General features: G+C 70.2%; 12 protein-coding genes. 7 read left to right on the top strand and 5 right to left on the bottom strand.

The genetic code is table 11. The features are described 5' to 3' along the window. The first annotated feature begins 2 nt into the window (after positions 1–2). On the top strand, positions 3–4,004 hold the full coding sequence (locus tag LXT21_RS05680) for a non-ribosomal peptide synthetase (RefSeq protein WP_254037067.1): 4,002 nt from the start codon (positions 3–5) through the stop codon (positions 4,002–4,004). 6 nt (positions 4,005–4,010) lie between these two features. On the opposite strand, the gene LXT21_RS05675 is transcribed toward LXT21_RS05680, so the two are convergent. Then, on the bottom strand, positions 4,011–4,451 hold the full coding sequence (locus LXT21_RS05675; RefSeq protein ID WP_046711455.1) for a hypothetical protein: 441 nt from the start codon (positions 4,449–4,451) through the stop codon (positions 4,011–4,013). Between the two features lie 52 nt (positions 4,452–4,503). Beyond that, complete coding sequence (gene hflX / locus LXT21_RS05670) at positions 4,504–6,156, bottom strand: GTPase HflX (RefSeq protein ID WP_254037066.1); 1,653 nt, start codon at positions 6,154–6,156, stop codon at positions 4,504–4,506. A 163-nt stretch (positions 6,157–6,319) separates the two neighbouring features. Here hflX and proB point away from each other — a divergent pair, with 163 nt between their 5' ends. After that, the gene (gene proB, locus LXT21_RS05665; protein WP_254037065.1) at positions 6,320–7,447 is read left to right on the top strand and encodes a glutamate 5-kinase; all 1,128 of its coding nucleotides are present in this window, start codon (positions 6,320–6,322) and stop codon (positions 7,445–7,447) included. Positions 7,448–7,457: 10 nt separating this feature from the next. On the opposite strand, the gene LXT21_RS05660 is transcribed toward proB, so the two are convergent. Continuing rightward, on the bottom strand, positions 7,458–7,922 hold the full coding sequence (locus tag LXT21_RS05660) for a hypothetical protein (RefSeq protein WP_254037064.1): 465 nt from the start codon (positions 7,920–7,922) through the stop codon (positions 7,458–7,460). A 246-nt stretch (positions 7,923–8,168) separates the two neighbouring features. On the opposite strand from LXT21_RS05660, the gene LXT21_RS05655 reads away from it, so the two are divergent. The 5 genes from LXT21_RS05655 (at position 8,169) to acnA (ending at position 16,073) form a co-directional block, all read left to right on the top strand. After that, positions 8,169–9,197, top strand: a complete 1,029-nt coding sequence (locus tag LXT21_RS05655) for a helix-turn-helix transcriptional regulator (RefSeq protein WP_254037063.1) — start codon at positions 8,169–8,171, stop codon at positions 9,195–9,197. After that, positions 9,194–10,123 carry a helix-turn-helix transcriptional regulator gene (locus LXT21_RS05650; RefSeq protein ID WP_254037062.1) on the top strand — a complete coding sequence of 310 codons (930 nt, stop codon included), beginning with the start codon at positions 9,194–9,196 and terminating at the stop codon, positions 10,121–10,123. The genes LXT21_RS05655 and LXT21_RS05650 overlap by 4 nt, the downstream gene beginning before the upstream one ends. Before the next feature lie 6 nt (positions 10,124–10,129). Beyond that, entirely contained in the window at positions 10,130–11,737 is a 1,608-nt protein-coding gene (locus tag LXT21_RS05645) for an FHA domain-containing protein (RefSeq protein ID WP_254037061.1), read from the top strand. A 120-nt stretch (positions 11,738–11,857) separates the two neighbouring features. Next, positions 11,858–13,123: a phospholipase D-like domain-containing protein gene (locus tag LXT21_RS05640; protein WP_323394129.1), complete on the top strand. Its 1,266-nt coding sequence runs from the start codon at positions 11,858–11,860 to the stop codon at positions 13,121–13,123. A gap of 214 nt (positions 13,124–13,337) precedes the next feature. Next, positions 13,338–16,073 (top strand): aconitate hydratase AcnA, encoded by a 2,736-nt coding sequence (gene acnA / locus LXT21_RS05635; RefSeq protein WP_254037059.1) that lies wholly within the window; start codon positions 13,338–13,340, stop codon positions 16,071–16,073. 110 nt (positions 16,074–16,183) lie between these two features. Here the strand turns inward: acnA and LXT21_RS05630 are convergent, their stop codons facing one another. Further along, the gene (locus LXT21_RS05630; protein WP_254037058.1) at positions 16,184–16,600 is read right to left on the bottom strand and encodes an HD domain-containing protein; all 417 of its coding nucleotides are present in this window, start codon (positions 16,598–16,600) and stop codon (positions 16,184–16,186) included. A gap of 91 nt (positions 16,601–16,691) precedes the next feature. Next, positions 16,692–17,291, bottom strand: coding sequence for a hypothetical protein (locus LXT21_RS05625; RefSeq protein WP_254037057.1), 600 nt, complete (start codon positions 17,289–17,291; stop codon positions 16,692–16,694). Positions 17,292–17,294 lie beyond the last annotated feature (3 nt).

Below are 17,294 nucleotides of genomic sequence, written 5' to 3'. Positions count from 1 at the left end.
CCATGGCCGCGTCCGACGTGAAGCGAAGTGTGGGGAAGGTGCGTCAGCTCCCTCCGCTGGTGCCTGTGTCGAGGGACACGGCTCCTCCGCTGTCCTTCGCCCAGCAGCGCCTGTGGTTCCTCTCGCAGGTGGATGCGGGAGGCTTCTCCTACAACGTGCCGTTCTTCGCGAGGCTGCAGGGGCGCCTGGATGTCTCGGCGCTCGAGCGTGCGTTGTCGGACCTGGTGCGACGACACGAGTCCTTGCGCACCACCTTTGGCGAGGAGGCGGGGCGGCCGGTGCAGCACATCCTGCACGAGGTCGCGGTGACGCTGCGGGTGGTGCAGGTCGCCGACGAGGACGAGGCACGCCGCGAAGCGGAGGCGGAGGCGCGGCGCCCGTTCGACCTGGGCACGGGGCCGATGCTTCGCGCTCGGCTGCTGCGCGTGGCCGAAGACGACCATGTGTTCCTCCTGATGTTGCACCACGTCTCCTGCGATGGGTGGTCGTTGGGCGTGTTGGAGCGTGACCTGCGGGAGCTTTATGCGGCCCACACCGAAGGACGCCCGCCTGTATTGCCCGCGCTGCCCATCCAGTACGCGGACCACGCGGTGTGGCAGCGCGACTGGCTGAAGGGGGAGTTGCTGGAGGAACAGCTCGCGTGGTGGAAGGCGTTGCTGACGGGAGCCTCTCCCGCGCTGGAGCTGCCCCTGGACCGGCCCCGGCCTGCCGTGCAGACCTTCCGGGGCGCCACCGTGGCGGTGCCGCTGTCTGTGTCGCTCTCGCAGGCGGTGAAGGCCCTGGGGCGCGCGGAGAGCGTGACACCGTTCATGCTGTTTCTCGCGTGCTTCCAGGTGTTGATGTCCCGCTACAGCGGACAGCGGGACGTAGTGGTGGGGACGCCCATCTCGGGACGCAATCGGCGCGAGCTGGAGAACCTCATCGGGTTCTTCGTCAACACGCTGGCGCCCCGTGTCGATGTGGACGCGGAGGAGTCCTTCCGCTCGCTGTTGGGGCGGGTGAGGAAGGTGTGTCTGGGCGCCTATTCGCGCCAGGACGTCCCGTTCGAGTCGCTGGTGGAGGCGCTGCGACCGCCGCGTGACTTGAGTCGCTCGCCGCTGTTCCAGGTGATGTTCGTCATCCAGGGGCCGCGCTCGCTGCCGTCGCTGCCGGGGCTGGTGGAGCAGGAGGTGGCCTTCGACTCCGGCATGTCGAAGTTCGACCTCATCTGCTTTCTGCGCGAGACGCCCGAGGGCTGGGTGGGCTTCTGGGAGTACAACACCGCGCTGTTCGACGCGGCGACGGCGCGGAGGATGGCGGGGCACTACGTGACGTTGCTGGAGGGTCTGGTGGCAGACCCGAGCGTGCGCGTCGGTGATGCGCCCTTGCTCACGGACTCGGAGCGACGGGAGTTGCTTCGGGAGTGGAGTGGTCGTGAGACACCGGACGCTGTCGCGGGGCTCATGCACGCGTGGGTCGAGGCCCAGGTGGCGCGCTCACCTGACGCGGTGGCGGTGACAGATGGTGGGGCCTCGCTGACGTACGCGGAGCTGGAGCGGCGCGCGAACCAGCTCGCGCATCACCTGCTCGCGTTGGGGGTGACACCGGGGAGCACGGTGGGCCTGTGCCTGGAGCGGGGCGATTTGGAGATGCCGGTGGCGGTGCTGGCCACACTGAAGGCGGGCGCGGCCTTCCTCCCGTTGGACCCGAGCTATCCGGCCCAGCGCCTGGCGCAGATGCTGGAGGACACGGGCGCGCCCGTGGTGCTGGTGCAGGGAGAACTGGGCCGCGCGCTTCCCGAGCATCCGGGGACGAGGCGGGTGCGTCTGGAGGAGGAGGCCGCGCGAATCCGGACGAGGCCCGTGCAGGCTCCGGCGCTGTCCCTGTCCCCCGAGACGCCTTGCTACTTCGTCTATACGTCGGGGAGCACGGGGCGCCCCAAGGGCATCCTCATGTCCCATCGCGCGGTCGGGAACATGCTGCGGTGGCTGCTCGCGCGCACCGTGGACCCAAGCGCGACGACGTTGCAGTTCGCGTCGCTGAACTTCGATGTGTCGTTCCAGGAGCTGTTCGGCACGTGGTGTCTGGGCGGCACGGTGTTGCTGGTGGGCGAGGCGGAGCGAAGGGACCCGGTGGCGCTGCTCGGGCGCATGGGGGCGCACAAAGTGGGGCGCTTGTACCTGCCCTTCGTGGCGCTCCAGGCGCTGTGCGAGGTGGCACAGCATGAAGCGAAGCTGCCGCCCCTGCGCGAGGTGGTGACGGCGGGGGAGCAGTTGCAGGTGACGCCCGCGCTGGTGTCCTTCTTCGAGCGACTGCCGGGCTGCGTGCTGGAGAACCAGTATGGCCCGTCCGAAGCGCACGTCGTCACGGCGTGGAGGGCGCGAGGACCGCCGTCGACATGGCCCGCGCTGCCGCCCGTGGGCACACCCATCTCCAATGTGAAGGTGTACGTGCTGGACGCGCGGGGCGCTCCGAGCCCCGTGGGGGTGGTGGGAGAGGTATACGTCGGCGGCGCGAGCCTCGCGCACGGGTACTGGGGCAGGGCGGAGCTGACCGCGGAGCACTTCATCCCGGATGCACTGAGCGAAGTGCCGGGGGCGCGGCTGTATCGCACGGGCGACAAGGCGCGGTGGCTCGGAGACGGGAACCTGGAGTTCCTGGGGCGAGTGGACGGACAGGTGAAGGTCCGTGGCTTCCGTGTGGAGCTGGGCGAGGTGGAGGTGGCGCTGAAGGCGCTGCCGGGCGTGAGAGACGCGGTGGTGGTGGCGAGGCAGGAGGAGGGCGGCGAGAAGCGACTGGTGGGCTATGTGGTGCACGATGCGCCGTGCGACGTGGACGTGCTGCGCGAGCGCCTCGAAGCTCGGTTGCCGGAGTACCTGGTGCCGAGCGTGCTGGTGCGCCTGGACACCCTTCCCCTGGCGCCCACGGGCAAGGTGGACCGCAAGGCGCTGCCCGCTCCGGGCTCGTTCCAGCGCGTGTCGCGCGAAGGGCACCAGGAGCCTCGTGACGCCTTGGAGCGCACGCTGGTGGGCGTGTGGGAAGAGGTGCTGGGTGTCCGCCCCGTCGGTGTGACGGAGGACTTCTTCGCGCTGGGGGGACACTCACTGATGGCCATCCGGCTGCTCGCGCGCATCCGTGGCGCGGTGGGCAGGAGCCTTCCGGTGGCCGCGCTCTTCCAGCGCGCGACGGTGGAGCACGTGGCCTCGGTGCTGCGACGTGAGTCGTCGTCCTGGACGCCGCTGGTGCGACTGACCGAGGGACGTGGGCGTCGTCCCTTCTTCTGCGTGCATCCCGTGGGCGGCACGGTGCTGAGCTACGCGGAGCTCGCGAAGCACCTGGGGCCGGAGCAGCCGTTCCACGGGCTCGAATCACGTGGGCTCGATGGTGAAGCGCAGCCCTGCGAGAGCATCCCCGAGATGGCGAGCCTCTACCTCGCGGCGATGCGGGAGGTGCAGCCGCGTGGGCCCTATCTGCTCGGAGGCTGGTCGATGGGCGCCAGCATCGCGTGGGAGATGGCGCACCAGCTCGAGCAGCGAGGAGAGCGGGTGGAGTTGCTCGCGCTCATCGATGGCTTCGTGCGCCCGTACGACGCAGAGGGTGCCGCGCCAGGGCAGGACGAGGCACAGCGCTTCGGTGAGCTGTTCCACCTGGACCTGCTGCGCGCGATGGGACACGGCGAAGCGGCGCAGCGCGGCGAGACACCCGAGGCGCTGTTGCGCATCCTGGAGACGCACTCGCGAGAACAGGGGAGTGGCATCACGCCGTCACTCGGTGCCCTGCGCCGCGTCTTCGAGGTGAACCTGCTGGCCGCGTGGCGCTACGTGCCCCAGCCCTACTCAGGGCCCGTCGTCTCCATCGAGGCCACGGGCACTCGCCGCATCCACGGCTGGGAGCAGGTGGCGACGGGCGCGCTCACCGTGCACGCGATTGCAGGAGACCACTACTCCATCCTGCGCGCTCCCGAAGTCGGACACCTCGCGTCGCTCCTCCGGCGGTACCTGCCGGAGGTCGAGGACGCGGAGTAGGGGACCTCAGTACCGCCGGGCGCTCGCCTCGGGGGCGGCGCCGCGGATGCGCCAGACGGTGAGGCGCTGCGAGTTGGTGTGGCTCACCACCATGCCGTCCTGCTGCATCTGCTCGAGCAGGCGGTGCGTCTTCAGTCGGTCCAGCCCCACGGCCTTCGCCAGCACGTCACCGGGCAGGCCCGTGATGTTGCTGCGCAGCTCGTTGACGATGGCCTTCTTGAACTCGCTCTTCTGCAGGCCGTCCAGGTCCTGCGTCCTCCACGCCTGGAGGATGCCCGCGGCGATGAGCACCAGCGTCAGCACCGCCACCAGCGGGTAGATGATGTGGCTGTTCTGCTCCAAAATCTCGAAGTACTTCGGAGACATGGAGGAGACAGGACGGGTGTAGTCCGGCACCGCCTGGGCGAGCAGGACCGACGACAAAGTGGACGCGAGTGAGATGGACACGGCCCCCCGACTCTAGGGGGAGCCATGCCCACCTCGCAACCCGCACGCCGCGTCAGACGATGCCCATCGACTCGGACGCCCCTTCGGCGAACAGCGTGGTGTCCGCCTTCGCCAGGAGCGTCTGCAGCCCGTCGCGCGTCTGGGCGCTGATGGCCACCCCGCCCCGCGAGCGGAGCAGCGACTCCACTTCCTCCTCGGAGAGCAGGTCCGCCTTGTTCCACACCATCAACCGGGGCTTCTCCATCAACCCCAGCGACGACAGGATTTTCTCCACCGCCTCCACCTGGTCGTCGCGAGCAGGGTCGCCCGCGTCCACCACGTGCAACAGGAGGCTCGCGTCGTACAGCTCCTCCAGCGTCGCGCGGAAGGCCGCCACCAGGTCCTTGGGCAGGTCCCGGATGAACCCCACCGTGTCGGTGATGATGACCTCGCGCTCCTGCGGGAAGCGCAGCCTGCGGCTCGTCGGGTCCAACGTGGCGAACAGCTTGTTCTCCGCCAGCACCTGCGCGTTGGTAATCGCGTTGAGCAGCGTGGACTTGCCCGCGTTGGTGTAGCCGACGATGGAGATGACCGGCAGCTCGCGGCGGTTTCGCTGCGCCCGCCGCACGCTGCGCTCCCGGCCAATCGTGTCGATGCGCTTCTCCAGATGCGTGATTCGCTCGCGCACCCGGCGTCGGTCGATTTCCAGCTTCGTCTCACCCGGGCCGCGTCCGCCGATGCCACCCGCGAGCCGGCTGAGCGAGTCATCGCTCTGCACCAGCCGCGGCAGCCGGTACTTCAGCTGCGCCAGCTCCACCTGGAGCTTGCCCTCGGCGCTCTGCGCGCGCTGCGCGAAGATGTCGAGGATGAGCTGGGTGCGGTCCAGGACCTTCAGGCTGGTGGCCTCGCCGATGTGGCGCCCCTGCGAGGGGGTGAGGTCCTTGTCGAAGATGAGCAGGTCCACCATGGACTGCATCGAGCGCAGGTTCAGGTCCTCCAGCTTGCCCCGCCCGATGAGGTAGCGAGGGTCCGCCTCGCGCTTCACCTGGAGCACGCTGTCCACCACCTCCACGCCCGCGGTGCGCGCCAGCTCCCGGAGCTCCGCGAGGCTCGCCTCCGCCTGCGCCCGGTTGCCGTCCAGACACACCGCGACGAGGATGGCCTTCTCCCGCCCACCCACCGCGCGCGCCGCGGCCTTGCGGCTGAACTCCTCCTCCAGCGCGCTCAGCGTGTCCGTGAGGTCCGGCTGCTCCAGGTGCACGGAGGGCAGGGTGGTGACCTGCCAGAACTCACCCGTGCCGTTCTCCGGCACCAGGTGGGCGTAGTGCAGCACGCCCGGCAGACCCTCCTGTCCCACGCCCACCGCGGCCACGCAGTCCAGGCGCAGCAGCGCGAGGTCCGTCAGGTCGTCCTTGGTGAGCGGCTCGCTCTTGAGGTGCGTGTGCACCAGCCGCAGGCCACGCAGACGCACCTGGCCCGCACGCGCGCGGCCGATGTCCGGCAGCTCCAGCTTGTGGGCATTGCCCACCACCACGTGCTCGATTTCCCCCTTGCGGTTGATGAGCACGCCCACCTGTCGATTCGTCTCGTGGGACAGCTCGGTGAGGTGGCGGGCGAGCTCCGGCGACACGATTTCGTGCGGAGACACGCGCCGGCGGAAGGTGTTCCGCAGCCGGTGTTGCTCGTTCGCCTTGAGGCCCAGGGTGTTGCCGAAGATTTCCTTCAAACGCTTGCTCTCCTGACGGAAGCCGGCTGCCCCCGTCCTTCCCGGCACTTTATACGGCGCCCCAACGATGTGGCTGACACGCCCCTCCGGCCCGGGTTGCCGGAACCGTAGTGAACACACGGCCCTTGCGCCCTGTTTCCTTTTCCGTCCTACGCTCGTGCACGTGAATCACTCGGGACGTAACGCCCTGCGCGCCGCGAAGCGCGTGGTGGTGAAGATCGGCACCAACGCCCTCACGCACGCCACCGGCCGCTTCAACCGCGAGCACTTCGTGGCGCTGGGGGAGGACCTGTTGTGGGCGGCCCAGGGCCGCGAGCTGGTGGTGGTGTCCAGCGGCGCCATCGCCCTGGGCATGGAGCGGCTGGGCCTGGGCTCGCGCCCTCGCGACATCCCGGGCAAGCAGGCGTGCGCCGCGGTGGGACAGAGCCGCCTCATGCAGGCCTACGAGGACGTCTTCGGAAGCCAGAGGCAGGCGGTGGCGCAGGTGCTGCTCACCCACGAGGACATGCGCGACAGGCGGCGCTACCTCAACGTGAAGCACACCCTGGAGCGCCTGTTGGCCGCGTCCGTGGTGCCCGTCATCAACGAGAACGACACCGTCTCCGTGGACGAGCTGAAGTTCGGCGACAACGACACGCTCGCGGGCCTGGTGGCCGGCGTGGTGGAGGCCGACGCGCTGGTGCTGCTCTCCGACGTGGAGGGCCTGTTCACCGCGGACCCCCGCCGCGACGCGGGCGCGCGCTTGTTGGACACCGTGGAGGAGGTCACCCCGGACGTCCTCGCGCTCGCGGGGGGCACCTCCAGCGGGGTGGGCACCGGCGGCATGGCGACCAAGGTCCGTGCCGCCGCGAGCGCCGCCGAGCAGGGCATCCGCGGCGTCATCACCTCGGGCGCCTTGCCCGGCCGCCTGCGCGCCGTGCTGGAGGGCGAGCCCGTGGGCACCCTCTTCGAGCCCACCGGCGCGCGCCGGGGCTCACGCGCCGCGTGGATTGCCCATGCGCTGCGGCCCCTGGGCACACTCACCGTGGACGCCGGCGCGCGCGAGGCCATCGTGAACGGCAAGCGCAGCCTCTTGCCCAGCGGCGTGAAGCTGGTGACGGGCGACTTCGACCGGGGAGACCCGGTGGACCTGGCGGACGCGTCCGGCGAGGTGTTCGCGCGCGGGCTCGCGTCCTACGGCGCGGACGAGCTGCGACGCATCGCTGGAAGGCGCACGTCGGACATCGAGTCCGTGTTGGGCTACCGCTACCTGGATGAGGCCGTGCACCGCGACGACCTGGCGGTGCTGTAGCCGGCGTGGATCAGATGGAGCAGGCGGTGCCGCTCTTGCCGCCGTCGGTGCCCAGCTGCATGAGGGCTCGGAACTCGGGCGAGTCCACCTTCATCAGGAGCAGCGACACTTCCAGCTCGCCCGGCACGCGGCCGAGCTGCAGCTTGCGCTGCTGACCGTGGAGCAGCGCCAGCTCCGAGTGGCCCTTGGCCTCCGGCAGGAGCAGGTCCAGCTGGAGGAGGAAGGACTCGCCCTCGGCGCGCGGCATCAGCACCAGCCGGTAGTCCGCCGTGGGCGCACCCGGGCGGCGGCGCTCGGCGCGCAGCGTGCGGCCCGTCTCTCCGAGCAGCTTGGGCTGGGCCACCAGTCGCCCGTCGCGCCAGACCTCGACGGCGAAATAGAGGGGCTCGGCTTCAGCGGACGCAGGCATCATCCCGCACAACATCCCCACCAGCAGTGCCAGCCCGGCGACCATGTTACGGAAGGTGCGGTTCATGGAGAGGTCCCTTCTGAAGCTGGCGCAGGAATATCCCAAGTCGCGCCCATAGTGCGAGCCCTCCTTGGCGGGTTCAACCTTCCCACCTGTGTTGCAACTATCACACAATTAATTACCTGCTTGCCTGTTCAGTCCGGGCTGGCTATCTGCCTGGACGCGTGCGGGCCGGGCCGTTGTTTTCCTCCTGTCACGTGCCCCTTCCTTGACCCCCTGGGGTCCGCCCGGCATCGTCGCCGACCTTCCCGAATGGACCGCACCGAACGCATCCTCGACCTCGTGGCCCTCTTGCTCGACGCGCGCGAGCCCATCTCCTGGGCCGAGCTGCGCGAGCACTTCCCCGCTGATTACGGAGGCTCGGACGACGCCGCCGAGCGCAAGTTCGAGCGCGACAAGGCGGAGCTGGTGGAGCTGGGCTTCCCGCTCACCTACGTCCAGGGAGATGACGAGCGCCGCGACGGCTACATCGTCGACCGCGACGCCTACTATCTGCCGGAGGCGGACCTCACCAAGGAGGAGTTGGCCGTGCTCTACGCCGCCGGCTCCGCCGCGCTCACGTCCGGCGCCTTCCCCGGCCGCGATGACCTGGCGCACGCCTTGCGCAAGATTGGCTTCTTCGCCGGCCAGTCGCTGCCCACCCCCCGGGTCCGCATGGAGCTGGGCGCTGTCCAGGAGGGCCAGGAGAAGGAGATCTCCGCCCGCCTGGAGCAGCTCTGGGACGCGTGCGCCGCGCGCAAGTGGGTGGAGATTTCCTACGCCAGCCCCAAGCACCCCAACGCCACCCAGCGCCGCGTGGACCCGTATGGGCTCGCGCTCCGCCGCGGTGTGTGGACGCTGGTGGGCCACTGCCAGCTGAGAGGCGGCCTGCGCACCTTCCACGTCCACCGCGTGCGCGAGCTGAAGGTGAACACCGCGCGCCCGCGCACCCCGGACTTCCAGGTGCCGGAGGACTTCTCGCTCGACAACCACGTGGCGTACTTCCCGTGGCAGCACCGCTTCCACGAGCCGCTGGAGGTGGTGCTGCGGCTGTCGGGCGCGCTGGCCTCGCGCGCCTCGGCCCTGTTCCCCGGCGCCGTGCTGGAGCAGGTGGCCGAGGGGGGCATCACCCGGGCCCGCCTCAAGGTGAGCTTCCTGGATGGACTGGTGCGCTTCTGCCTGTCGCTGGGAGCGGACTGCGTAGTGGAGGGACCGGAGAGCGCCTGTGGCCGCCTGCGGGAGATGGCCGCGCGCGTGGCCAACCGCCACGCGGACGCGCAGGAAGACAAGGTGAGCGCATGAGCAACGTCCACGAGCGGCTCCGCCGCCTGCTGTTCCTGGTCCCCTACGTCTCCAAGAACCCCGGCGTCACGGTGGAGGCGCTGGCGCGCGCCCTCAACATCAGCCGGGAGGACCTGCTGGAGGAGCTGGACCTGCTCACGTGCGTGGGCCGGCCGCCCTTCAACCCGGACGACTACATCGACATCTACGTGGACAACGACCGCGTCTATGTGGACCTGGACCAGCGCCTGTTCGCCCCGCCCCGGCTGACGGCGGGGGAGGCCGCGGCCCTGGCCGCCGCGGCGGAGCTGCTCCGGCCGGCCTCCGGGGACGCGCTGCAGAGCGCCCTCCAGAAGCTGGAGCGCGTGCTGCCGCCCCAGGTGCGCGAGCGCTACCGCGAGATGTACCGGAAGATTGACGCCTCCACCGAGGCGCCCCAGGCCCTGGGCCCGCTCACCCGTGCGATTCTCGAGCGGCGAGAAGTCACCTTCGGGTATGCCAGCCCCGGACGCCCCGCCGAGCCCCGCAGGGTGCGCCCGTATGAGCTGCTCAGCCACCGGGGGCAGTGGTATCTGCAGGGCTTCTGCCACACCCGGCAGGACGCCCGACTGTTCCGGCTGGACCGGATGGAGGACCTGGCCGTCACCGACACCCCCTTCCTCCCCCCGCCCGATGCCCGGGCGGATGTCCCCAATCCCGCCCGGAGCCGCTCCGAGGCGTCCGTCCGCGTGCGGTTCTCGCCCGTGGCGGCGCCCTACGTGAAGGAGCGCTTCGGACAGGACGCCCGCCCGCTCTCAGACGGGGGCGTGGAGGTCCTGGTGGCCGGCGACAGCGAGCGCTGGCTCACGCAGTGGGTGCTGTCCTTCGGGGGCGAGGCGGAGGTGATGGAACCCGTCTCCGCGCGAGCCGCCGTTGCCCGAGCGGCGCGAGCCTCGATAGGATTGTAGAGCCCCATGCCTTTCCAGCTGACGATCTCCGAGGGAAAAGACGCCGGCAAGGAGTTCGTCTTCGACCAGGACTCCGTGCTCATCGGTCGTACGTCCGAATGCGACGTCGTGCTGTACGACCCAGGTGTCTCCCGCCGCCACTGCCGCCTGTTCCTCGATGGTGACGCCTACAGCGTCGAGGACCAGGGCAGCGCCAATGGCACCCTGCTCAATGGCACCTCCGTTCAGACGCAGGCCCTGGAGGACGGCGACAAGCTGACCCTGGGGCCGGTGACGTTCGTCTTCACGCTGATGACGGCCGACGCCGCCACCGGCGAGGAGGAGATACCCGCCGGCGCCGAGGAGGGCGCGAACAGCACGCGCATCGTGTCCGTGGACGCGCTCAAGCGTCAGCGCAACAAGGGCGTGGCCCTGGCCCCCGAGGGCGCCGACGAGCACTCCCTCGCGGAGATGCGCCAGGGCGCCACGCGCAACAACCTCCGGGCGCTGCGTCCGGCCGGCCAGAGTGGCGCGCGCGCCGCGCTGCCCGCGTCGGCGTCCGCGGCGGCGGAGGCCCCCGCGGCCATCGAGCGCGCCGCGTCCTCCGCCCCCGCGCGCGCCCGTCCCGGCACGGGGGGTTCCGCGCCCGTGCGCTCGAGGCCGACCTCCAACGCGGGGGCCGGCAGCGGCCTGTCCGCCGCCGAGCGCGCCCGCATCCGCCGCGAGTCGCCGGGCCTGGTCGCCAGCGCGAAGCTGTTCTGGGCGGACGCCACCAACATGGTGCGCGGCGGCATCATCGGCGGCGCCGTGGCGCTGGTGCTGGGCATCTTCGGCCTCCTGTACTGGCTGGTGCTCAGCGGCGTGGACACGGGGCCGGTGGGCGAGGAGCCCGCCATGCTCACCGGGCAGCCCATCCGCGACTCGTTCGGCCTGGGGCCGGACGTGACGTGGAGCCGCCCTGACATGAAGATCTTCGAGTGGGAGTACACCGCCGCCACCCGCGCGGTGGTCATCCTCCACTACCAGGCGCAGGGCATCTCCAAGGACGAGGTGATGGTGAGCGTCAACGGCGTGGACGTGGGCAAGGTGCCCCCAGACACGCTCGCCAGCCAGGACCGCTCCCTGGAGCTGATGATTCCCGCCCAGCACCTGAAGAAGGGCGAGCCCAACCGCATCGTCTTCGACAACACGAAGAACCCGCCGGGCGAGGACCCCTGGCGCATCTGGAACGTGTGGGTGGAGCGCGCGCTCCTGCCGGACCTGCTCCCCGAGGAGCTGGTGCGTCAGGCCAGCGAGTCCTACAAGCGCGGCCGCAAGAACAGCGACACGCCGGACATCGGCGCCCGCAACCGCTACGAGGCCTGGAAGGGCTTCCGCGAGGCGTGGCTGATGCTGGAGGCCCACCCGGAGCCCAAGCCGGACCTCTACTACGAGGCCCGCGAGCGCATGCAGACCGCGCAGCAGGAGCTGGACCGCACCTGCGCCAAGCTCCTGCTGGAGGTGGAGAAGTACTACAACCAGGGCAACTACAAGGCGGCCTCCGCCACCCTGGACCACGTGAAGCAGTACTTCCCCGAGTACGACCAGCCGTGTGCCACCCGCGCCGAGAACAAGCGCGGCGAGTACGGGCTGTAGTCGGCGCGGGTTTCCGCCGGGATGCACCGTCCTCTGTCGGACGGTGCATCACCCCGAGGGGCCGTCCGCGCGCCCCTTCGGGTTGCCGGCGCGAGGGGCCGTCCTCACCGTAAGGTCGCCATGCGCGACCTGGAGGTCTTGAGCGAGAGGACGGGTGTCTCGGGCGAGGAGCCGCCCGAGGCCGGTTGTTCGCAGGGCCCCCTGCCGGAGCATGCGCCTGTCTGGAGCCCTGGTGTCTCCAGCCTGCTGCTGGCGCGCTACTACCTGCCGCGCGGCCACTCGGTGGTCCGGGGCAATGCGTGCGAGCTGCTTCGCGACGGCGTGGAGGCCTATCCGGCGATGCTGGACGCCATCCGCCGGGCCCGACGCTACATCCGCCTGGAGACGTACATGTTCATCACCGACGCCGTCGGTGAGCTGTTCGGCCAGGCGCTCGCGGAGGCCGCCGAGCGGGGCGTGCACGTGAAGGTGCTCTACGACGCGGTGGGCTCGTGGACCAGCCGCAAGTCGTACTTCGACTCCCTGCGCCAGCGTGGCGTGGACATCCGCCCCTTCAAGCCCTTCAACCTGTCGCGCGGCTGGCGGCACCTGCTGCGCCGGGACCACCGGAAGATTCTCATCGTCGACGGGGAGGTGGCCTTCACCGGGGGCGTCAACATCTCCGCGCACTGGGCGCCGGCGGGGGAGGGCGGCGGCTGGCGCGATGACGTGCTGCGAATCGAGGGGCCCGCGGTGCACGCGCTGGAGCGCCGCTTCCTCGCCACGTGGCGGATGATGTTCCAGGACCGCTTCCACCGCTGGGCCACGGGCCTGGGGCGGCTGCGGCGCAGGCGGGGCGGGGGTGCTCGGGGGCAGGTGGGGCTGGCGGTGCTGTCCAGCCGCCGCAGCATCCACCGGGCGTACCTGCATGCCATCCAGCGCTCGCGAAAGAGCGTGCTCATCGCCGCGGCCTACTTCGTGCCGGACCGGCGGCTCGTCACGGCGCTGCGCGACGCGGCCCGGCGGGGCGTGGAGGTGAGCCTGCTGCTCAACGCCCGCTCGGACCACCCGATTCTGGAGTTCGTCACCCGCGCCTTCTACGAGAAGCTGCTGGGCGCGGGGGTCCGCATCTTCGAGTGGCAGCGCGGCGTGCTCCACGCGAAGACGGCCGTCGTGGACGGGGCCTGGGGCACCCTGGGCTCGTTCAACCTGGAGCGGCTGAGCCTGGCCTTCAACCACGAGGTCAACGCCGTCTTCGCCGACCCGCGCCTGGGCCGGCAACTCGAGGAGTCCTTCCGGACGGACTGCGGCGACTGCCGCGAGGTGACGCTGGCGGAGTTCCGCCGCCGGCCCCTGTGGCGAAAGCTCCTGGAGCGTGCCCTGTACGCCCTGCGCAAGGTGCTCTGAGGGCCGTCCCCGGGGTCGTCCGGGGGACACCCCGCCGTGACGCGAGAGGTGTCGCGGACGACATTCCCCCAGCGGGACGCATGGTTCCGATGAGCGGGGCTGGACCCTTGCTGGGTCAACCGTCCATCGCCGGATGCGTGTGCAGGAACCCTTTGCAACGCGTCAAAGGCGAGCCTAGAAGTCCCCACATCCTGCGCACGGAAGGGCACCGCACATGACCGACAGTTTCGGCACGAAGTCCAAGCTCCAGGTGGGCTCGGCCACCTATGACTACTTCAGCCTGAGCAAGCTGGCCAAGGCCCACCCGTCGGTGGATCGCCTGCCCTTCTCGCTGAAGGTGCTGCTGGAGAACCTGCTGCGCAACGAGGACGGCCGCGTCGTCAAGCGCGAGCACGTCGAGAAGATGCTCGCGTGGGACCCCAAGGCCACCCCGGACGTCGAAATCTCGTTCCACCCCGCGCGCGTGCTGCTCCAGGACTTCACCGGCGTGCCCGCCGTCGTGGACCTGGCCGCCATGCGTGAGGCGCTCGCCTCCATGGGCGGCGACCCCGCCAAAATCAACCCGCGCAACCCCGCCGACCTGGTCATCGACCACTCGGTGCAGATCGACTCCTTCGCCACCACGGCGGCCTTCAAGGAGAACGCGGAGCTGGAGTTCGAGCGCAACCGGGAGCGCTACGCGTTCCTGCGCTGGGGCCAGAGCGCGTTCAAGGGCTTTGGCGTCGTCCCGCCGGACATCGGCATCTGCCACCAGGTCAACCTCGAGTTCCTGGCGCAGGTGACGTTCCGCCAGGGCAGCACCGTGTACCCGGACACGCTGGTGGGCACCGACAGCCACACCACGATGATCAACGGCCTGGGCGTGGTGGGCTGGGGCGTGGGCGGCATCGAGGCGGAGGCCGCGCTGCTCGGCCAGCCGATTACCATGCTCATCCCCCAGGTGGTGGGCTTCAAGCTCTTCGGCCAGCTGCCCGCGGGCGCCACGGCCACGGACCTGGTCCTCACCGTCACGCAGATGCTCCGCAAGAAGGGCGTGGTCGGCAAGTTCGTGGAGTTCTACGGCCCGGGCCTCAAGGGCCTGTCCCTGCCGGACCGCGCGACCATCGCCAACATGGCGCCCGAGTACGGCGCCACCATCGGCTTCTTCCCGGTGGACGAGGAGAGCCTCAACTACCTGCGCTTCACCGGCCGCCCCGAGGCCGTCGTGGCCCTCACGGAGGCGTACGCGAAGGAGCAGGGCCTGTGGCTCAAGGCCGACGCGCAGGACCCCGTCTTCAGCGACACGCTGGAGCTGGACCTGTCCACCGTGGTGCCCAGCCTCGCCGGCCCCAAGCGCCCGCAGGACCGCGTGCCCCTCAAGGACATGAAGTCCGGCTACGAGAAGTCGCTCGTGGAGATGCTCTCCGCCGGCAAGAGCAAGGGCGAGGATGACGAGGGCGGCGGCAAGGCCAAGGCGGCCCCCGCGGCCGAGGTCCCCGCCGAGCGGCTGGCGCAGACAGTCACGGTGAAGCAGGGCCGTCAGAGCTACCAGCTGGGCCACGGCGCGGTGGTGATTGCGTCGATTACGTCCTGCACCAACACGTCCAACCCGGCGGTGCTGGTGGGCGCGGGCATCCTGGCCAAGAAGGCCGTGGAGAAGGGCCTCAACCCCAAGCCCTGGGTGAAGACGAGCCTGGCGCCGGGCAGCCGCGTCGTCACCGAGTACCTGCGTGACTCGGGCCTGCTGCCGTACCTGGAGGCCGTGGGCTTCCACGTGGTGGGCTACGGCTGCACCACCTGCATCGGCAACTCGGGGCCGCTGACGGAGCCCGTCGCCAACGCCGTCGTCGAGGGTGACCTCGTGGTGGCCGCGGTGCTCTCCGGCAACCGCAACTTCGAGGGCCGCATCAACCCGCACGTGCGCATGAACTACCTGGCGAGCCCCCCGCTCGTGGTGGCGTACGCGCTGGCGGGCGAGGTGGGGTTGGACCTGGACACGCAGCCGCTCGGCGTGGACCCGAACGGCCGCGAGGTGTTCCTCAAGGACATCTGGCCCACCAACGACGAAATCAAGGCGGTCATCCGCGCGTCGGTGAAGCCCGAGCAGTTCCGCAGCCAGTACGCCAACGCCATGGAGGGCGACGCGCTCTGGCAGCAGCTGCCCGTGGGCAAGGGCTCCACGTTCCAGTGGGATGAGAAGTCCACCTACGTGCGCAAGCCGCCCTTCTTCGAGAACCTGCCGAAGGAGCCCAAGGCCACGCAGGACATCAAGGGCGCGCGCGTGCTGGCGCTCCTGGGTGACTCCGTGACGACGGACCACATCTCGCCCGCGGGCAACATCGCCAAGACGAGCCCGGCGGCCAAGTACCTCATGGCCGAGGGCGTGGAGCCCAAGGACTTCAACTCCTACGGCGCGCGCCGCGGCAACCACGAGGTGATGGTGCGCGGCACCTTCGCCAACATCCGCCTGAAGAACCTGCTGGTGCCCGGCGTGGAGGGTGGCGTCACCGTGCACATCCCCACCCGCGAGCGGATGAGCATCTACGACGCGTCCATGAAGTACCAGGCGGACGGCATCCCCCTCGTGGTGCTCGCCGGCGCCGAGTACGGCACGGGCTCCAGCCGTGACTGGGCCGCCAAGGGCACGCAGCTCTTGGGCGTGAAGGCCGTCATCTCCAAGAGCTTCGAGCGCATCCACCGCTCCAACCTCGTCGGCATGGGCGTGCTGCCCCTGCAGTTCGAGGCGGGCCAGGACGCGCAGTCGCTCGGCCTCACCGGCCACGAGACGTTCGAAATCACCGGCATCGCGCAGGACCTGGCGCCGCAGAAGAAGCTCACCGTGAAGGCCACGGGCGAGGGTGGCGAGAAGAGCTTCACGGTGGTGTGCCGCATCGACACCCCCAACGAGCTCGACTACTACCGCCACGGCGGCATCCTGCAGTACGTGCTGCGCCAGCTGGCGAAGGCGTAGCGCCCGGGAAGACGAGAGACGAGACGGGCCCCGCTTTCCTCGGCGGGGTCCCGGCTCATGCGACGGCCCGGAGTGCCCACGCGGCGCTCCGGGCCGTGGTGTCTTCAGCGCTACTTCAGGCGGGCCCAGGCGGCGCGGTAGCGCGCCAGCCGGTCCATGTCCTTCGCCGTCACCTGGGTGAGCCGGCGCACGTCCATGTTGTCCTCCAGGTCCGCCAGCTTCACCCGGCGCGCCAGCGGGTCCGGACGCAGCCGCTCGATGAAGGCCTCGTAGGACTCCTCCTGGCGACGGGTGAGGCCGTCCAGCGCGCGCAGGATGGGCTCCGCGTAGCCCTGCTCGCGCAGGCGCTCAATCGTCCAGGGCGTGTCCTCCACCACGTCGTGGAGGATGGCGACGGTGCGCTCCTCGTCCGTCTCCAGCTTCAGCATCAACCGCAGCGGGTGCAGGATGTAGGGCTGTCCGGCCTTGTCCCGCTGCCCGCGGTGCGCCTCCACCGCGAGGGCAATCGCGTCTTCGAGCGTGCGCATTCCAGGTGTCCTCCGTGGCGGAGCACCCAGGCTTGTCGCCGCGGGAGGCTTGGGCGTCGCGCGAGGAGTGTTCCCCTCACGCGGCGCGTCGTCAGTTGCAGTTGCCGGAGCCCGAGCCCGCGGTGCCCTGGGCGCAGTTGGTGCCGCCTCCGCCGTTGTAGCTGAGCAGGCCCTCGAGTGCGAGCTGGGTGGGCATCTGGGCGCCGTCCGCGCGGCGGGGGCGCATCGTCTCGGAGATGCAGATGGCGCCCACCAGCGCCACCTGGTCGTTGTCGCGGCGCCAGTTGGCGGAGAGGGGCGCGAACTCGTCCTCGTTGTCGCGGATGTAGATGTAGACGTCGGGCTTGCCGTCGCCGTCCACGTCCGCGAAGAGCTCCGGGTGGTTGGTGCGCAGGCCCGCGTCGGCGGGGTTGGCCGGCGTCAGGTTGAAGCTGGAGCGCACCGGGTCATAGACGGACGGCTGGGACAGGTAGGTGTTCCAGCTGGGGTAGTTGCGTCCGAAGTAGCTGCGCGCGAGCTGCAGGCCGCTGTCCGCGCAGCTCTGGCGCTGGCTGGCGCGGCTGCTGGCCACGGCGCGGATGCGCTCGCCGCCCGCGTACATCATCAGGCTGGCCACCAGGCCCAGGAGCACGGTGACGAGCAGGACCACCACGAGCAGCGTGGCCCCGCGGGCAGAGGGAGAGGTGCGCATGGG

The sequence above is a fragment of the Myxococcus guangdongensis genome (assembly GCF_024198255.1).
Taxonomy (GTDB): Bacteria; Myxococcota; Myxococcia; order Myxococcales; family Myxococcaceae; genus Myxococcus; species Myxococcus guangdongensis.
The sequence above is the reverse complement of the archived record's forward strand: the minus strand, read 5'-3'. Positions and strand labels throughout refer to the sequence as shown.